This is a genomic window from Blastococcus saxobsidens, assembly GCF_002938435.1.
GTDB lineage: Bacteria > Actinomycetota > Actinomycetes > Mycobacteriales > Geodermatophilaceae > Blastococcus > Blastococcus saxobsidens.
In genome coordinates this window covers 116,275-131,966 of the sequence record NZ_POQT01000007.1, presented here as the reverse complement: position 1 = coordinate 131,966, position 15,692 = coordinate 116,275, and the positions used below count along the sequence as shown (strand labels likewise).

The window sequence follows — 15,692 nt, the reverse complement described above, 5'->3', positions numbered from 1 at the left end:
ACGGGGACGGGGACGGGGGTCCTTCGACTGGTATCGTGCCTGGTTGGCGCGCGTGCCGGCTGGTGCCGCGCGTGCAGATCCGTCTCCCGTGCTCGGTGAGGCGATCCCACCAGCCATCCCGACGACGACGCAAGGAGTCGAGCGCCCGTGCGCACGTACACCCCCAAGCCCGGCGAGGTATCCCGGGCCTGGCACGTCATCGACGCCACCGATGTGGTGCTCGGTCGACTGGCCAGCCAGACCGCGCAGCTCCTGCGCGGCAAGCACAAGCCCCAGTACGCCCCGCACGTCGACGTCGGCGACTTCGTCGTCATCGTCAACGCCGGCAAGGTGGCCCTGACCGGCTCCAAGCGCGACGACAAGGTCGCCTACCGGCACTCCGGTCACCCGGGTGGTCTCAAGACCACCAACGTCGGTGACCAGCTCCGCACGCACCCCGACCGCGTCGTCGAGCGCGCGATCAAGGGCATGCTGCCGCACAACACCCTGGGCCGTCAGATGCTCAAGAAGCTCAAGGTCTACGCCGGCCCGGAGCACCCGCACGCCGCGCAGCAGCCCCAGACCTACGAGATCAAGCAGGTGGCCCAGTGACCAGCGCACTGACCGTGACCGACGCCGACGGGCGTCCGATCCAGACCGTCGGCCGGCGCAAGGAAGCGATCGTCCGCGTCCGCCTCCTCCCCGGCACCGGCCAGTTCAAGCTCAACGGCCGCACCCTCGAGGAGTACTTCCCCAACAAGGTGCACCAGCAGCTCATCCGTGAGCCGTTCGTGACCCTGGAGAAGGCCGAGCAGTACGACGTCGTCGGCCTGCTCAAGGGTGGCGGCGTGACGGGTCAGGCCGGCGCGCTGCGCCTGGCCATCGCCCGTGCCCTCATCGAGGTGGAGGCCGAGGACCGTCCGGCCCTCAAGAAGGCCGGCTTCCTCACCCGTGACCCCCGGGTCAAGGAGCGCAAGAAGTACGGGCTCAAGAAGGCCCGCAAGGCTCCTCAGTACTCCAAGCGCTGACCGGTACGTCCGTGGGTCGCCTCTTCGGGACCGACGGCGTCCGGGGTCGGGCCAACTCCGACCTCACGCCGGAGCTGGCCCTCTCGGTGGCTCGTGCCGCCGCAAGCGTGCTCGCCGACCGCGACGGGACCTCGCGTCCCGTCGCGGTCGTCGGTCGCGACCCCCGTGCCAGCGGGGAGATGCTCGAGGCCGCCGTCGTCGCGGGCCTCACGAGCGCCGGAGCGGAGGTGCTCCTGGCCGGGGTGGTCCCCACCCCGGCGCTGGCCTACCTGACCGGCCGCAGCGATGCCGATCTCGGGGTCATGATCTCGGCCAGCCACAACCCCATGCCGGACAACGGCATCAAGCTGTTCAGCCGGGGCGGGCACAAGCTGCCCGACGCCGTCGAGGCCGCCATCGAGCAGACCGTGGGCTCCGGCTCCTCCGACGACCACCGGCCCACCGGTGGTGCGATCGGCCGCGTGCGCGCGCTCGCCGACGGCGTCGACGCCTACGTCGCGCACCTGCTCTCCACCGTGGACCAGCCCCTGTCGGGGCTCTCGGTCGTCGTCGACGGTGCCCACGGCGCGGCCGCGGGCGCGGCGCCGGAGGTCTACCGCCGTGCCGGTGCCACGGTGCACGCCATCGGCTGCGCCCCCGACGGCTGGAACATCAACGACGGCATCGGCTCCACCCACCTGGGGCCGCTGATCGACGCGGTCCGCGAGCGCGGCGCCGACATCGGCCTCGCGCACGACGGTGACGCCGACCGCTGCCTGGCGGTCACGGCCGCGGGCGACGTCGTCGACGGCGACGCGATCCTCGCCGTCTGCGCCCTCGCACTGCACGAGCGCGGCGCCCTCAAGGCCGACACCGTCGTGGCGACGGTGATGAGCAACCTGGGCTTCCACCACACCATGCGCGACGCCGGCATCTCCGTGGCCACCACCGCGGTGGGCGACCGGTACGTGCTCGAGGCGCTGCGGGCGCAGGGCCTGAGCCTCGGCGGGGAGCAGAGCGGGCACCTGGTGTTCCTCGAGCACGCCACGACCGGCGACGGCCTGCTCACCGGGCTGGCGCTGCTGTCCCGCATGGCCGCCACCGGCTCCTCGCTGGCCGAGCTGGCCTCGGTGGTGCGCCGGCTGCCGCAGGTGCTCGTCAACGTGCCCGTGCGGGACCGGCTCGCCGTCGCCGCGAGCGACGAGGTGGCCGCCGCGGTCAACGCGGTGGAGGAGGAGCTCGGGGAGGCCGGGCGGGTGCTGCTGCGCCCCTCGGGCACCGAGCAGCTCGTCCGCGTGATGGTCGAGGCGCCCACCCAGGACCAGGCCGACGCGGTGGCCCAGCGCCTCGCGACGGTGGTCGCGCAGGCCGGCTGAGCGAGCCGGACCCCACCGGGCGGTACCCACCCCTTGGGGGCCTGCCCCGGCCGACGCGGCCGTCGACCGACCTCCGCCCCGGTACCCTCGGTGCAATGTGCGGCATCGTGGGTTACGTCGGTCCGCAGGGCGCGTTGGACGTCGTCCTGGAGGGCCTCCGCAGGCTGGAGTACCGGGGCTACGACTCCGCGGGCATCGCCGTCCTCTCCGACGGGCGGCTGAGCACCGCGAAGAAGGCCGGCAAGCTGGCCAACCTGGAGAAGGTGCTGGCCGACCAGCCGCTGCCGGAGTCCACCATCGGCATCGGGCACACCCGGTGGGCCACCCACGGCGGCCCGACCGACCGCAACGCGCACCCGCACGTCTCCGCCGACGGTGCGGTCGCGGTGATCCACAACGGCATCATCGAGAACTTCGCCGCGCTGCGGGCCGAGTGCGAGACCGCCGGCGTCGAGTTCAGCTCCGAGACCGACACCGAGGTGGTCGCCCACCTCCTGGCGTCGGTCTACGAGAGCACGCCCGAGGGCGAGGGGCGCCTGGCCGAGGCGCTCCGCCGGGTCTGCCGGCGGCTCGAGGGCGCCTTCACCCTCGTCTGCACGCACGTCGCCGAGCCCGACACGCTGGTCGCCGCCCGGCGCAGCAGCCCGCTCGTCGTCGGCGTCGGGGAGACGGCCGACGGCACCGCCGAGTACTTCCTGGGCTCCGACGTCGCCGCCTTCATCGGCCACACCAAGGAGGCGAGAGAGCTCGGCCAGGACCAGGTCGTCGAGATCGACCGCACCCGCGGCCTCACCGTCACCGGCTTCGACGGCGCGCCGGCCGAGCCGGTCGCCTACACGGTCGACTGGGACGCCGCCGCTGCCGAGAAGGGCGGCTACGACTGGTTCATGCTCAAGGAGATCGCCGAGCAGCCGCAGGCGATCGCCGACACCCTGCTCGGCCGACTGGGCGAGGACGGTGAGCTGGTCCTCGACGAGGTGCGCCTCTCGGACCAGGAGCTGCGCGACATCGACAAGATCTTCGTGGTCTCCTGCGGCACCTCCTATCACGCGGGGCTGATCGCCAAGTACGCCATCGAGCACTGGACCCGCATCCCCGTCGAGGTCGAGGTGGCCAGCGAGTTCCGCTACCGCGACCCGGTGCTCGACCGCTCCACGCTCGTCGTCGTGATCAGCCAGTCCGGCGAGACCATGGACACCCTGATGGCGATGCGGCACGCCAAGGAGCAGAAGGCCCGCGTGCTGGCCATCTGCAACGCCAACGGGTCGACCATCCCGCGCGAGTCCGACGCGGTGCTCTACACCCACGCCGGGCCGGAGATCGCCGTCGCCTCGACCAAGGCGTTCCTCGCCCAGATCGTGGCCTGCTACCTGGTGGGGCTGTTCCTCGCGCAGGTCCGCGGGGTGAAGTACGAGGACGAGATCGCCGCGATCGTCGACGACCTGCGCGCGCTGCCCGGCGCCGTCGCCACGGTGCTGGAGCAGATGGAGCCGGTGCGGGAGCTCGGCCGCTCGTTGGCCGACGCGGACACCATCCTCTTCCTGGGTCGCCACGTCGGCTTCCCGGTGGCGTTGGAGGGGGCGCTCAAGCTCAAGGAGCTGGCCTACATCCACGCCGAGGGCTTCGCGGCCGGCGAGCTCAAGCACGGCCCGATCGCCGTCGTCGACCAGGGCACCCCGGTCGTGGTGATCGTCCCGTCGCCCCGCAGCCGCAACTCCGTGCACGGCAAGGTCGTCTCCAACATCCAGGAGGTCCGCGCCCGCGGGGCCCGGACGATCGTGATCGCCGAGGAGGGCGACGACGACGTCCTCCCGTACGCCGACCACCTGATCCGGGTGCCGCGCACGCCCACCCTGCTCGCCCCGGTGGTCACCACCGTGCCGCTGCAGGTGCTGGCCTGCGAGATCGCCGACACCCGCGGGTTCGACGTCGACCAGCCCCGCAACCTGGCCAAGTCCGTCACCGTCGAATGACCTCCCTGATGATCAGGTGACCTGGTCACCGCGGCTCCTGGCTCACGGTCGACGGTGAGCCAGGACGCCGGACGGTGAGCCAGGACCCCGGACGGTGAGCCAGGACGGCGGCCGACAGGCAGACTGACCCGGTGATCATCGGGGTCGGGATCGATGTCGTGCCGGTGGAACGGTTCGCGCAGTCGCTGCAGCGCACGCCCGGGCTGCGCGACCGCCTGTTCACCGCCGACGAGCAGCGGACGCCCTCGGGTGCGCCACGGACGGGGGAGTCGCTGGCCGCCCGGTTCGCCGCCAAGGAGGCGCTGGCGAAGGCGCTCGGCGCCCCCGGTGACCTGCGCTGGCACGACGCCGAGGTGACCGTCGGCGACCACGGCCGGCCGCACCTGGAGGTGCGCGGATCGGTCGCCGGTCGCGCGGCACAGCTCGGCGTCACGTCCTGGCACGTGTCCCTCAGCCATGACGGCGGGATCGCCTCGGCGGTCGTCGTCGCCGAGGGCCTGGCGCGGGAGTCGTCGTGATCGAGCGTGCGAGGTCATGCGGGGACAGAGCATCGCGACCGATCACGGATCCGACGAGCGCCAGCGAGGAGGGTTCGTGATCGGCCTGTTCACCGCCGCGGAGATCCGCGCAGCCGAGGCGCCGCTGCTGGCGGCCCTGCCGGACGGCGCCCTCATGCAGCGCGCGGCGACCGGGCTGGCCACCGTCTGCCTGCGGCTGCTGGGCCGGGCCCACGGTGCTCGCGCGACCCTCCTCGTCGGGGCGGGCGGCAACGGCGGGGACGCGCTCTTCGCCGGCGCCCACCTGGCCCGCCGGGGCGTGCGGGTCACCGCCGTCCTGCTGGCGCCCGACCGCGCCCACGCCGGCGGCCGCGCCGCGCTCGTGCGGGCCGGTGGCCGCATGGTGGACCCGTCCGCGGCCGGGGCGCACCTAAACCGGGCCGACCTCGTGCTCGACGGGATCGTCGGGATCGGTGGCTCCGGCGGGCTGCGACCCGACGCCGTCGCCGTGGTGGACCGGGCCGCCGCCGGACCGGCGCTGATGGTGGCCGTCGACGTGCCCAGCGGGGTGGACGCGGACACCGGCGCGGTCGCCGGAGCCGCGTTCCCGGCCACGCACACCGTCACCTTCGGCGCGGTGAAGCCCGGGCTCGTCGTGGGGGAGGGGCGGGCCCACGCCGGCGAGGTCCACCTGGTCGGGATCGGCCTGGAGGAGCACCTCCCGGTCCCCGGCGCGTGGCAGCTCACCGACGCCGATGCCGCCGGCCGGCTGCCGCTGCCGGACGCGGGGGACGACAAGTACTCGCAGGGGGTCGTGGGCGTCGTCGCCGGATCGTCCACCTATCCCGGCGCCGGGGTGCTGTGCACGGGCGCGGCACTGCGCACCCGCCCGGGGCTGGTCCGCTACGCGGGCACGGCGGCCGACGGCGTGCGGGCCGCGTGGCCGGAGGCGATCGTCACCGACGGGCGGCCGTCGGACGCCGGCCGCGTGCAGGCCTGGGTGGTCGGGCCCGGCATGGGCACCGACGACGACGCCCGCACGGTGCTGGCCGAGGTGCTGGCCACCGACCTGCCGGTGCTCGCCGACGCCGACGCGCTGACCCTGCTCGCCCGCGAGCCCGGGCTCGTGCGGGACCGGCGGGCGCCCACGGTGCTCACCCCGCACGACGGCGAGTTCGCCCGTTTCGGCGCCGAGCCGGGTCCCGACCGCATCGGCGCCGCCCGCCGGCTGGCCGCCGACCTCGGCGCGGTCGTGCTGCTCAAGGGGGACGCCACGGTCGTCGCCGCCCCCGGGGGCACCGCGTTCGTCAACGCCACCGGCACCCCGTGGTTGGCCACCGCGGGCACCGGTGACGTCCTGTCCGGGATCGCCGGCGCGCTGCTGGCCACCGGCCTGCCCGCGGCCGAGGCGGCCGCCGTCGCGGCGCACCTGCACGGCCGCGCCGGGCAGCTGGCCGCTGCCGGCGGGCCCTTCGTCGCCGGGGACCTCGTCCGCCACCTGCCCGCGACGATCAACCGGGTGCGCGGGTTCCGCCCCGGCGGCCTGCCAGACTCGGAGCCGTGACGACGAACGGGACCGGGGCCGAGGTGGTCGTGGACCTCGACGCGATCGCGGCGAACACCGCGGTGCTGCGCGGGCGGGTGGGCCGGCCGCTGATGGCGGTGGTGAAGGCCGACGGCTACGGCCACGGCCTGGTGCCGGCGGCGCGCGCGGCGCTGGCCGGCGGCGCGGACCAGCTCGGGGTCGCCGTGCTGGCCGAGGCGCTGGCCCTGCGGGCGGCGGGCGTGACCGCCCCGGTGCTCGCCTGGCTGAACGGGCCGGGTGCCGACGTCGCCGCCGCGCTGGCCGCCGACGTCGAGGTGTCGGTGAACGCGGGCTGGGGCCTGGCCGAGGTGGTCGCCGCCGCCCGCGCGACCGGCCGCCCCGCGCGGCTGCACCTGTTCGCCGACACCGGCCTCTCCCGCGAGGGCGCGCCCATGACCGAGTGGCCGGAGCTGGTGGCCGCGGCCGCGCGCGCCCAGGCCGACGGCGACGTGTCCGTCGTCGGGCTGTGGAGCCACCTGGCCTACGCCGACGCGCCCACCCACCCCACGATCGCTGCGCAGGTGCGGGTGTTCGAGGAGGCGGTGGCGATCGCCCGTGCCGCCGGGCTCACCGACGCCCGCCGGCACCTGGCCAACTCCGCGGCGACCGTGGCGCTGCCGGACACCTGGTTCGACATGGTGCGACCGGGCGTCGCCGTCTACGGGCTGGACCCGCTCGGCGGGGACGCCGCCGACCACGGCCTCCGGCCGGCGATGACCGTGCGGGCCCGGGTCGCGCTGACCAAGCGGGTGCGGGCCGGCGCCGGGGTCTCCTACGGGCACACCTACACCACACCCGCCGAGACCACGCTCGCCCTGGTGCCGGTGGGTTACGCCGACGGCGTGCCGCGGGCCGGCGGGAACTCGGCCCCGGTGCTGGCGGCCGGCGCGCAGCGGACGATCGCCGGGCGGGTCTGCATGGACCAGTTCGTCCTCGACGTCGGCGACGCGACGGTGTCCCCGGGGGACGAGGTGGTGCTCTGGGGCCCCGGCGACCGCGGGGAGCCGACCGCCCAGCAGTGGGCGGACGCCACCGGCACGATCCACTACGAGCTCGTCACCCGGGTCGGCGGGCGGTTCACCCGCCGCTACACCGGGTCCGCGGGGGCCGTCTGATGGCGCGCGACCGCACGCCCGCCGGCAAGCACCCGCGGGCGCACGCGGCCGGCGTCATCGGCGGCCTGCTCGGCCTGGCCGCGGCCGGCACGGCCGCCGGGGTCGCCGTCAGCCGGATCGCGGCCCGGCGGGTGCGCGCCGCCGAGCTCGGTCCGGCCGCGGAGCTGCCGGAGAACCTCAGCGAGGGCCAGCTGCGGCAGGTCGACCCGCTCGGCATCGAGGCCCGGCCCGCCGACCGGAGCGCGCTGGTGCAGGCCGACGACGGCGTGGTCCTCGCCGTGGAGGAGATCGGGCCGCGGGACGCCCCGCTGACCGTCGTCTTCGTGCACGGCTACACGCTGTCGATGGCCTCCTGGGCGTTCCAGCGGCGCACGCTGGCCGCCGAGGTGGCCACGGAGAACGGGCACCGGCCGAGCGCGCGGCTGGTCTTCTACGACCAGCGCGGGCACGGCGCCTCGGGGCGGGGCAGGTCGGAGCACTCGACCATCGACCAGCTCGCCCGCGACCTGCTCGCGGTCCTGGACGCCCGGGCCCTGCGCGGACCGGTCGTCCTCGTCGGCCACTCGATGGGCGGCATGACGATCATGGGCCTCGCCGCCCTGCACCCGGAGCTGTTCGGCAGCCGCGTCGTCGGCGCCGCCCTGGTCTCGACGTCGAGCGGCAACCTGGCCGACCTGAACTTCGGGCTGCCAGAGATGCTCACCCGGGTGCGCGCCGCCGTGCTCCCGGTGGCCGCCTGGACGATGCGGCACCGGCCCGTGTTCGCCGAGCGGACCAGGCGGCTGGCCGCCGAGCTGGTGTCCGCCGCGACCCGGTCGCTGTCGTTCGGCTCGGCCGACGTCGACCCGGTGCTGGTGCGCTACGTGGACGCGATGATCGCCGGCACGCCCGTCGACGTGATCGCGGAGTTCTACCCGGCGCTCGCGGGCCTGGACGAGACCGGCTCGCTGGAGCCGCTGCGCGCGGTGCCCACCCTGGTGCTGACCGGGGACCGCGACACGATGATCCCCAAGGAGCACAGCGAGCTCATCGTCGAGCGGCTCGGGGGCCCGGAGGACGTCCGGGTCGAGTACGTCGTCGTCCCCGGCGCCGGGCACATGGTGCCGCTGGAGGAGCCGGGCGAGGTCAGCGACGCCCTCGCCGGCCTGATCCGCCGGGTTGCGGCGGAAGTTCGCACCGGCAGCTGAAGGCGCGAGTCAGGCGCCGCCGCCGTCACCACCGGCGCCGCCGTCACCGAGCCCGAGGCCGATCGCGCCGCCCAGCGCCGTGTACGACTGGTGCACCCGGAAGGCCGGCTCGACGCTCTCCTGATTCCAGCGGCCCTGCCTGATCCGGCGGCCGATCTCGGCCGCGCCGAGCGGTGGCGGCGAGGGCCGCTCGAAGATGGCCGACCGCAGCGCCGTGTCGGTCATGAACTCACGCCCGTGCCGCGCGACCGCGACCGCGCTGCCCCCGTCGAGCGCGCGGTCGCCGAACGGTCCCTGGCGGAGGACCTTTCGGCCGGCCGGCGTCGGGCACCACTGTCCCCGGCCGCGAAGGGGACGGCGGCGAAGCAGTCCGGCCGCTGCGAGCGGTCGGGCCAGGCCGGTGATCCGGTCGTCGTTCACCAGCCGCCAGCGGATGGTGTCGACCGACCGGCGCCCGCGCATGCCCACCGCGTCGAGGACAGCCGCCTCGACCGGATGCCGGCGGAACGCCTCGACCATGGCGAGCTCGCCGGAGGGGTGCACGCGCAAGCGGCCGCATTCGACGAGGGCGACGATGGCGGTGTCGACGACGCGCTGCCGTCCGCCGGCGAGGAACGCGAACTCGTACAGATCCAGCTCGGCCATGACCAGCCCCTTCACGCCGGGTCGTCGTGAGCGCAATGTCGCACGCCGCCGGTGCTGGCGGAAGAGGCCCAGGGCACATCGTTAGGGTGCGGGGGTGGCCGCTCCCCGTCCGCCCCGGCTCGACGCGGCCGCCGACGAGGTGGCCCGCGCCGCTGCGGCCGCCCCTGACTGGGCGACCCTCGCGGACACCGCGCGCTCCTGCGTCGCGTGCCCGGAGCTCGCGGCGGCCCGGCAGCACGTCGTCGTCGGGGACGTGCCGGTGACCGGGCGTCCGCTCGTGGCGATCGTCGGGGAGGCCCCGGGGGCGACGGAGGACGAGACCGGCCGGCCGTTCGTCGGGAAGTCCGGCGCGCTGCTCGACCTGCTCCTCGGGGAGGCCGGGCTGGACCGCGGGCGGACCGCCGTGCTCAACGTGGTGAAGTGCCGCCCGCCGGGGAACCGGACGCCGAGGGCCGACGAGGTGGGCCGCTGCAGCGGCTGGCTGCGGCGGCAGCTGGAACTGCTCGACCCGCCGGCGGTGGTCGCCCTCGGGCTCTCGGCCGCGAAGTGGTTCCTGGGCCCGCGCACCGTGCTCGCCCGGGCACGGGAGGCCGGCCCCGTGGAGTGGGAGGGCCGCGGCCTGTACGTGACCTACCACCCGTCGGCGGCCATCCGGTTCGGCCCGAACGGTGCGCCGCGGGCCGCGCTGGCCGCCGACCTCCGCCACGTGGCGACCATGGTCGGCGCCCGGGAGACGCGGTGAGGCGGGAGCACGTGCTGGCCACCCTGGCCGACACGCACGCCCTCGGCCGGGAGCTGGCCGCCCTCGTCGAGCCCGGCGACCTCGTCGTGCTGGTCGGCCCGCTGGGCGCGGGCAAGACGGCGCTCACCCAGGGCATCGGCGCCGGGCTCGGCGTGCGGGAGCCGGTCACCTCGCCGACGTTCGTCATCGCCCGCGTGCACCGCGACGGCCGCATCCCGCTGGTGCACGTCGACGCCTACCGGCTGGGCGGGCACGCCGACGTCGACGACCTGGATCTCGACGCGTCCACCGAGGAGTCGGTGACGGTGGCCGAGTGGGGGCAGGGCCTGGTCGAGCAGCTGGCCGACGAGCACCTCGAGGTGCGCCTGGACCGGCGCGACGACGACGTCCGCACCGCCGTGCTCGTGCCGCACGGCCCCGGCTGGGAGCAGCGGCTGGGCTGAGGGCCGGGTCAGTGGCGGAAGACCACCCGGCGGAGCAGCACGAAGTTGATCGCGGTGCCCAGACCCTGGGAGAGCGCCCAGGCGAGCGTCACCCGCCAGGAGCTGCCGGGCAGCAGCGCGAGGGAGAGGGCGTTGGTCGCCAGGATGACCACGAAGGTCGTGCCGTAGAGGACGGCGAAGCCCGCCGCCCGGCGCCTGCCGCCGGTCGCCCGGAAGGCCCACCGGCGGTTGAGGGCGTACGCGGTGGTGGTGCCGGCGGCGAAGCTCAGCGTCCGCGCCGCGTACGTGGGCAGCCCCAGGTGCAGGCCCACGGTGTAGACGGCGAGGTCCACGAGGGCGCTGAACCCGCCCACGACGCCGAAGCGCAGCAGCTGCCGGAGCAGTCCGTCCCCGGCCTCCCGCGCCATCGGCCGTCCTCCCGCGTCGGCCCCGGCGCGGCCGCCGGGGTCCGCCGGAGTATCACTGCCCGTGCGGCGGGCGGCCGGAGGGCGCCCCGGTTAGCCTGCCGCGGTGAGCGAAGGCAGCGGTCCGCGGGTGGAGCTGGTCCGGCTGGACCCGGGGACCTTGCGCGCCCTCGCCGACGGCGACCGGGCCGCCGCCGAGGCCGGCGCGCCGGTGCCGCTGAGCGCGTACCTCGTGGGCGAGGAGTGCCGGCCGGTGTGGGCCATCCGGGCCGTGCAGGTGCTGGTCGACCCGCCCAGCGCGGACTGGATCACCGGGGTGGTCTGGGACCCGGACCGCCGGCTGGCGGTCGGCAAGGCCGGCTTCCACGGCCCACCGGACGCCTCGGGCATGGTCGAGGTCGGCTACTCGATCGACTCCGCGCAGCGCCGGCAGGGGTACGCCCGGGCGGCGCTGCGGGCGATGCTGGCCCGCGCGGCCGCCGAGCCCGCCGTCACCACCGTCCGCGCCAGCATCGCCCCCGACAACGTCGTGTCCCGCGACCTCGTGCTCGGCGAGGGGTTCGTGGTGGTCGGCGAGCAGATCGACGAGGAGGACGGCCTGGAGATCGTGTACGAGGTGGCGGCCGGCACTCGCCTAGGCTGACCGGTCGTGCTGGTCCTCGCGCTCGACACCGCCACCCCGACGCTCGTCGCCGGGCTGGCGCGCTGGACGCCGGGCGGCGGCACGGAGGTGCTCGCCGAGCGTGCGGTTCCCTCCGGCACGAAGCACGCCGAGCTGCTGACGCCGGCCATCCGGGGCGCGCTCGCCGACGCGGGGGTGGCGCTCGCCGACGTGGAGGCCGTCGTCACCGGGCTCGGTCCCGGCCCCTTCACCGGGCTGCGGGTGGGCGTGGTCACCGCGGCGGCGATCGCCGACGCCCGCGGGCTGCCCGTGGTCGGCGTCTGCTCGCTGGACGCGGTCGGGTCGGGAGCGCGCACGGTCGTCACCGACGCCCGGCGCAAGGAGGTCTACTGGGCCGCCTACGCCGCCGACGGCTCGCGCACCGACGGCCCGGCGGTGGTCCGGCCGGAGGAGCTCGGGCTGCCCGGCCCGTTCACCGGCGACCCGGCGTTCGCCGCCCGGCTGGGTGCCGACGTCGTCCCGGCCGACGTCACGACCGCGGGCCTGCTCCGCGCGGCCACCCCGCAGCTGGCCGACCCGTCCTCCGCCGGACCGCTGGTGCCGCTGTACCTGCGCCGGCCCGACGCCGTGCCGCCGACGTCGATCAAGGCCGTGACGCAGTGACCCGGCTGCGGCCGATGACGCTCGCCGACCTCCCCGCGGTCATGCTGCTGGAGGAGGAGCTCTTCGCCCCCGACACCTGGACGGCGGCGATGTACCGCGACGAGCTCGCGCAGACCCGCACCCGGCACTACCTGGTGGCCGACGACGGCGGCGCGGTCGTCGGGTACGCCGGCCTGATCGCCTACGACGACGAGGCGCACGTGGCCACGATCGGCGTGACGGGCGCGCGGCAGGGGCAGGGCATGGGGGCGCTGCTGCTCGACGCACTGCTGGCCGAGGCAGACCGGCGCGGCAGCCCGGTGGTGCTGCTCGAGGTGCGGGCGGACAACGAGCGGGCCCAGGAGCTGTACCGGCGGCGCGGGTTCGCCGAGATCGGCCGGCGCCCGAAGTACTACCAACCGAGCGGTACCGACGCCGTGGTGATGAAACGGGAGCGGACAGGGGCGTGAGCATCGCAGCGAGGAACGAGCGAGGAGCGGAGCGCCCCGTGGGAGCGACCGGGAGCAGGGAGAAGCCGTGAGCGAGCCGCTGGTCATCGGGTTCGAGACCTCGTGCGACGAGACCGGTGTGGGCATCGTCCGCGGGCACACGCTGCTCGCCGACGCCCTGGCCACCTCGATGGCGGAGCACGAGCGCTTCGGCGGGGTCGTCCCGGAGATCGCCTCCCGGGCGCACCTGGAGGCGATGGTGCCCACCGTGCACCGGGCGCTGGCCGACGCCGGCATCAGCGCCTCCGACGTCGACGCGGTGGCGGTGACGAGCGGTCCGGGCCTGACCGGCGCCCTGCTGGTCGGCGTGGCCGCGGCCAAGGCCTACGCGCTGGCCCTGGACAAGCCGCTCTACGGGGTCAACCACCTGGCCGCGCACGTCGCCGTCGACGAGCTGCAGCACGGGCCGCTGGCCGAACCGTCGATCGCGATGCTCGTGTCGGGCGGCCACAGCTCCCTGCTGCTCGTGCCCGACCTCGCGCAGGAGGTGCAGTCGCTGGGCCGCACCATCGACGACGCCGCGGGGGAGGCCTTCGACAAGGTCGCCCGCGTGCTGGGGCTGCCGTTCCCCGGCGGGCCGCCGATCGACCGGGCCGCCCGCGACGGCGACCCGGGCGCGATCGCCTTCCCACGCGGGCTCACCGGGCCGCGCGACCCCGCCTACGACTTCTCGTTCTCCGGGCTGAAGACCGCCGTCGCCCGCTGGATCGAGGCCCGCGAGCGGGCGGGGGAGCCGGTGCCGGTGGCCGACGTCGCCGCCTCGTTCCAGGAGGCGGTCGCCGACGTGCTCACCGCCAAGGCGGTGCGCGCCTGCCGGGACCACGGCGTCGACCACCTGGTGCTGGGCGGGGGAGTGGCGGCCAACTCGCGGTTGCGCGCCCTGGCCGAGGAGCGGTGCGCCGCGGCCGGCATCGTGCTGCGGGTGCCGAGCCCCAAGCTCTGCACCGACAACGGCGCGATGGTGGCGGCCCTTGGGTCCCGGCTGGTCGCGGCCGGGGTCGCGCCGTCGGAGCCGGACCTGGGTGCCGACAGCTCGCTGCCGATCGACGTCGTCAGCCGCTGAGGCCTCCCGCCGAGATCGCGCGATCTCGGCGCTCCAGCGGCTCTGATGTGTCGAGATCACGCGATCTCGGCGATTCAGCCGGGGAGGCTGACGTCGCAGACCAGCGCGGTGGGGGCGCCGGCCACCCGGGTGACGACGACGGTCGCGGTGCCCCGGGCATCGGTGCGCAGCTGGCGGGCGAGCGTCTCCGGCTCGATCGCCGAACCGCGCTTCTTGACGACCACGCGGCCGATGCCGCGCGAGCGCAGCAGCGCCCTGAGCTTCTTGAGGTTGAACGGCAGGACTTCGTCGACCCGGTAGGACCTGACCCACGGGCTGTCCGCCGCGGCGTCGGAGCTCAGGTAGGCGATCGTCGGGTCCACCAGGGTGGCGCCGAGCTCGTCGGCCGCCAGCGAGACCAGGCCCGAGCGGATGACCGCGGGGTCGGGTTCGTGCAGCCAGGACCGCACCGGCCCGGCCGTCGCCGGACCGGGATCGGCGTCGGCGGTCAGCTCGTGCACCTCCCCGCCCCGGACGACGGTCGCCCGCCGCCAGGTGGTCGCGACCGCCGGGCCCCAGAGCAGCGCCTCGACGATGAAGCCGCCGACCGACACCCACTCCGCCTCGATCCCCGCCGGCGCCCGGTCGTGGTCCAGCCCGGGCGCCACCTTCACCACCGACGTCGGCACCTTCGCGAGCAGCTCCACGACGGTCGACCACGGCGGCGACCAGCGGTCGGGGTCCAGCTGCCGCTTGCCGCCGGCCCGACGGGCGGGGTCCAGCACGGCGGCGCCGCAGCCGGCCACCTCGCCGCCGCGGGCCGCCGCGACGAGCTCCACGGCGTCGCCCGCGACCACCCACACGTCGTCCGCGACGCCCAGGGCCTCGACGTTCGTCGCCGTCAGCTCGCGGGCGACGGGGTCCACGTCGACCGCCAGCACGCGGGCGCCGGCCCGGGCGAGCGCGATCGTGTCGGTGCCCGCCGCGCAGCCGAGGTCGGCGACGGAGTCGGCCCCGCCGGCCAGCAGCCGGGCAGCGCGCCGGGCGGCGAGCTCCGGACGTCCGGCCTGCTCCAGGGCGTCGGAGGTGAACAGCATCCGTTCGGCGTCCGGCCCGAACGTCGCCCGCGCCCGCTGCCGCTGGCGCGCGATGCCCCACGCCGGTCCGGCCAGGTCCGTGCCGGCCTCGCTGCGCAGCCGGGTCAGCGCCGCCACCGGGTCGGTCCCCGCGTCGAGCAGCGCCAGCGCCCGGTCCAGCGCCACCGCGCCCTCCGGCGTCGCCAGGGCGCGCAGCTGGCGCACCGTCTCGGCGGCCTGCTGCTCGGATTCCGGGTCCACCGGCACAGCCTCGCGCACCGGTCCGGGCGGCGGGTCGTCACCCACCCCGGGGACCAGGTTGAGCAGCTGGCACTCTCATAGGTAGAGTGCCAAAGCGACACGGGCTGGCGCCCGACCCCCGCGACGGCGGGTGCCCGGATCCCGTGCCACAGCATCGATATCCCTGCCGTCCTACACCGAAGGGGGCGTCACCGACGTGACGACCGCTACCAAGGTCAGCATCAAGCCGCTGGAGGACCGCGTCGTGGTCCAGGCCAACGAGGCCGAGACCACCACCGCCTCCGGTCTGGTCATCCCGGACACCGCCAAGGAGAAGCCCCAGGAGGGCACCGTCGTCGCCGTCGGCCCCGGCCGCATCGACGACAACGGCAACCGCGTTCCGCTCGACGTGAACGTCGGTGACGTGGTCATCTACTCGAAGTACGGCGGCACCGAGGTCAAGTACGCCGGCGAGGAGTACCTCGTGCTCTCCGCCCGCGACCTGCTCGCCGTCGTGGAGAAGTGACCTCTCCGCTACCCCGGCTCTGACGAGCCACCCGACCGCCCCGGCGACCCGACTTTCACCGGGTCCCGGGGCGGTCGTCGTC

Annotated in this window: 18 protein-coding genes; 15 read left to right on the top strand and 3 right to left on the bottom strand. The window is 75.5% G+C overall.

The window, feature by feature from the left end:
* Window positions 1-147: 147 nt before the first annotated feature.
* From rplM to C5507_RS06540, 8 genes are all read left to right on the top strand, one after another.
* Window positions 148-591: a 50S ribosomal protein L13 gene (gene rplM, locus C5507_RS06575; protein ID WP_104527718.1), complete on the top strand. Its 444-nt coding sequence runs from the start codon at window positions 148-150 to the stop codon at window positions 589-591.
* Window positions 588-1,007, top strand: coding sequence for a 30S ribosomal protein S9 (gene rpsI / locus C5507_RS06570; protein WP_104527717.1), 420 nt, complete (start codon window positions 588-590; stop codon window positions 1,005-1,007). Before rplM ends, rpsI begins: the two co-directional genes overlap by 4 nt.
* A gap of 11 nt (window positions 1,008-1,018) precedes the next feature.
* Window positions 1,019-2,362, top strand: a complete 1,344-nt coding sequence (glmM, locus tag C5507_RS06565) for a phosphoglucosamine mutase (RefSeq protein WP_104527716.1) — start codon at window positions 1,019-1,021, stop codon at window positions 2,360-2,362.
* A 95-nt stretch (window positions 2,363-2,457) separates the two neighbouring features.
* Window positions 2,458-4,335: a glutamine--fructose-6-phosphate transaminase (isomerizing) gene (glmS, locus tag C5507_RS06560; protein ID WP_104527715.1), complete on the top strand. Its 1,878-nt coding sequence runs from the start codon at window positions 2,458-2,460 to the stop codon at window positions 4,333-4,335.
* Between the two features lie 131 nt (window positions 4,336-4,466).
* A complete protein-coding gene (locus C5507_RS06555; protein WP_104527714.1) occupies window positions 4,467-4,853 on the top strand; it encodes a holo-ACP synthase in 387 nt (128 codons plus the stop codon).
* Window positions 4,854-4,929: 76 nt separating this feature from the next.
* Window positions 4,930-6,396, top strand: coding sequence for an NAD(P)H-hydrate dehydratase (locus tag C5507_RS06550; RefSeq protein ID WP_207225842.1), 1,467 nt, complete (start codon window positions 4,930-4,932; stop codon window positions 6,394-6,396).
* Window positions 6,393-7,532: an alanine racemase gene (gene alr, locus C5507_RS06545; RefSeq protein ID WP_104527713.1), complete on the top strand. Its 1,140-nt coding sequence runs from the start codon at window positions 6,393-6,395 to the stop codon at window positions 7,530-7,532. The genes C5507_RS06550 and alr overlap by 4 nt, the downstream gene beginning before the upstream one ends.
* Window positions 7,532-8,719 (top strand): alpha/beta fold hydrolase, encoded by a 1,188-nt coding sequence (locus C5507_RS06540; RefSeq protein WP_104527712.1) that lies wholly within the window; start codon window positions 7,532-7,534, stop codon window positions 8,717-8,719. Before alr ends, C5507_RS06540 begins: the two co-directional genes overlap by 1 nt.
* A gap of 9 nt (window positions 8,720-8,728) precedes the next feature.
* On the opposite strand, the gene C5507_RS06535 is transcribed toward C5507_RS06540, so the two are convergent.
* Window positions 8,729-9,436 (bottom strand): TIGR04222 domain-containing membrane protein, encoded by a 708-nt coding sequence (locus C5507_RS06535; RefSeq protein WP_104527711.1) that lies wholly within the window; start codon window positions 9,434-9,436, stop codon window positions 8,729-8,731.
* 22 nt (window positions 9,437-9,458) lie between these two features.
* On the opposite strand from C5507_RS06535, the gene C5507_RS06530 reads away from it, so the two are divergent.
* Both C5507_RS06530 and tsaE read left to right on the top strand, forming a co-directional pair.
* A complete protein-coding gene (locus C5507_RS06530; RefSeq protein ID WP_104527710.1) occupies window positions 9,459-10,106 on the top strand; it encodes a uracil-DNA glycosylase in 648 nt (215 codons plus the stop codon).
* The gene (gene tsaE, locus C5507_RS06525) at window positions 10,103-10,549 is read left to right on the top strand and encodes a tRNA (adenosine(37)-N6)-threonylcarbamoyltransferase complex ATPase subunit type 1 TsaE (protein ID WP_104527709.1); all 447 of its coding nucleotides are present in this window, start codon (window positions 10,103-10,105) and stop codon (window positions 10,547-10,549) included. Before C5507_RS06530 ends, tsaE begins: the two co-directional genes overlap by 4 nt.
* Before the next feature lie 8 nt (window positions 10,550-10,557).
* On the opposite strand, the gene C5507_RS06520 is transcribed toward tsaE, so the two are convergent.
* Window positions 10,558-10,956 carry a GtrA family protein gene (locus C5507_RS06520; protein WP_104527708.1) on the bottom strand — a complete coding sequence of 133 codons (399 nt, stop codon included), beginning with the start codon at window positions 10,954-10,956 and terminating at the stop codon, window positions 10,558-10,560.
* Between the two features lie 103 nt (window positions 10,957-11,059).
* Here C5507_RS06520 and C5507_RS06515 point away from each other — a divergent pair, with 103 nt between their 5' ends.
* The 4 genes from C5507_RS06515 (at window position 11,060) to tsaD (ending at window position 13,789) form a co-directional block, all read left to right on the top strand.
* Entirely contained in the window at window positions 11,060-11,596 is a 537-nt protein-coding gene (locus C5507_RS06515) for a GNAT family N-acetyltransferase (RefSeq protein ID WP_207225840.1), read from the top strand.
* Between the two features lie 6 nt (window positions 11,597-11,602).
* Window positions 11,603-12,238: a tRNA (adenosine(37)-N6)-threonylcarbamoyltransferase complex dimerization subunit type 1 TsaB gene (gene tsaB, locus C5507_RS06510; RefSeq protein ID WP_104527706.1), complete on the top strand. Its 636-nt coding sequence runs from the start codon at window positions 11,603-11,605 to the stop codon at window positions 12,236-12,238.
* A gap of 14 nt (window positions 12,239-12,252) precedes the next feature.
* Entirely contained in the window at window positions 12,253-12,687 is a 435-nt protein-coding gene (gene rimI, locus C5507_RS06505; protein ID WP_104527775.1) for a ribosomal protein S18-alanine N-acetyltransferase, read from the top strand.
* 67 nt (window positions 12,688-12,754) lie between these two features.
* Window positions 12,755-13,789 (top strand): tRNA (adenosine(37)-N6)-threonylcarbamoyltransferase complex transferase subunit TsaD, encoded by a 1,035-nt coding sequence (gene tsaD, locus C5507_RS06500; protein ID WP_104527705.1) that lies wholly within the window; start codon window positions 12,755-12,757, stop codon window positions 13,787-13,789.
* A 74-nt stretch (window positions 13,790-13,863) separates the two neighbouring features.
* Here the strand turns inward: tsaD and C5507_RS06495 are convergent, their stop codons facing one another.
* Window positions 13,864-15,105, bottom strand: a complete 1,242-nt coding sequence (locus C5507_RS06495) for a class I SAM-dependent methyltransferase (protein WP_104527774.1) — start codon at window positions 15,103-15,105, stop codon at window positions 13,864-13,866.
* Window positions 15,106-15,301: 196 nt separating this feature from the next.
* Between C5507_RS06495 and groES the strand changes: the two genes are divergently transcribed.
* Entirely contained in the window at window positions 15,302-15,610 is a 309-nt protein-coding gene (groES, locus tag C5507_RS06490) for a co-chaperone GroES (protein WP_014377938.1), read from the top strand.
* The last annotated feature ends 82 nt before the right edge of the window (window positions 15,611-15,692 follow it).

Coding starts and splice junctions, on each gene's coding strand:
- rimI (WP_104527775.1), top strand. CDS start 12,253: ATGACGCTCGCCGACCTCCCCGCGGTCATGCTGCTGGAGGAGGAGCTC.
- C5507_RS06540 (WP_104527712.1), top strand. CDS start 7,532: ATGGCGCGCGACCGCACGCCCGCCGGCAAGCACCCGCGGGCGCACGCG.
- C5507_RS06520 (WP_104527708.1), bottom strand. CDS start 10,956: ATGGCGCGGGAGGCCGGGGACGGACTGCTCCGGCAGCTGCTGCGCTTC.
- glmS (WP_104527715.1), top strand. CDS start 2,458: ATGTGCGGCATCGTGGGTTACGTCGGTCCGCAGGGCGCGTTGGACGTC.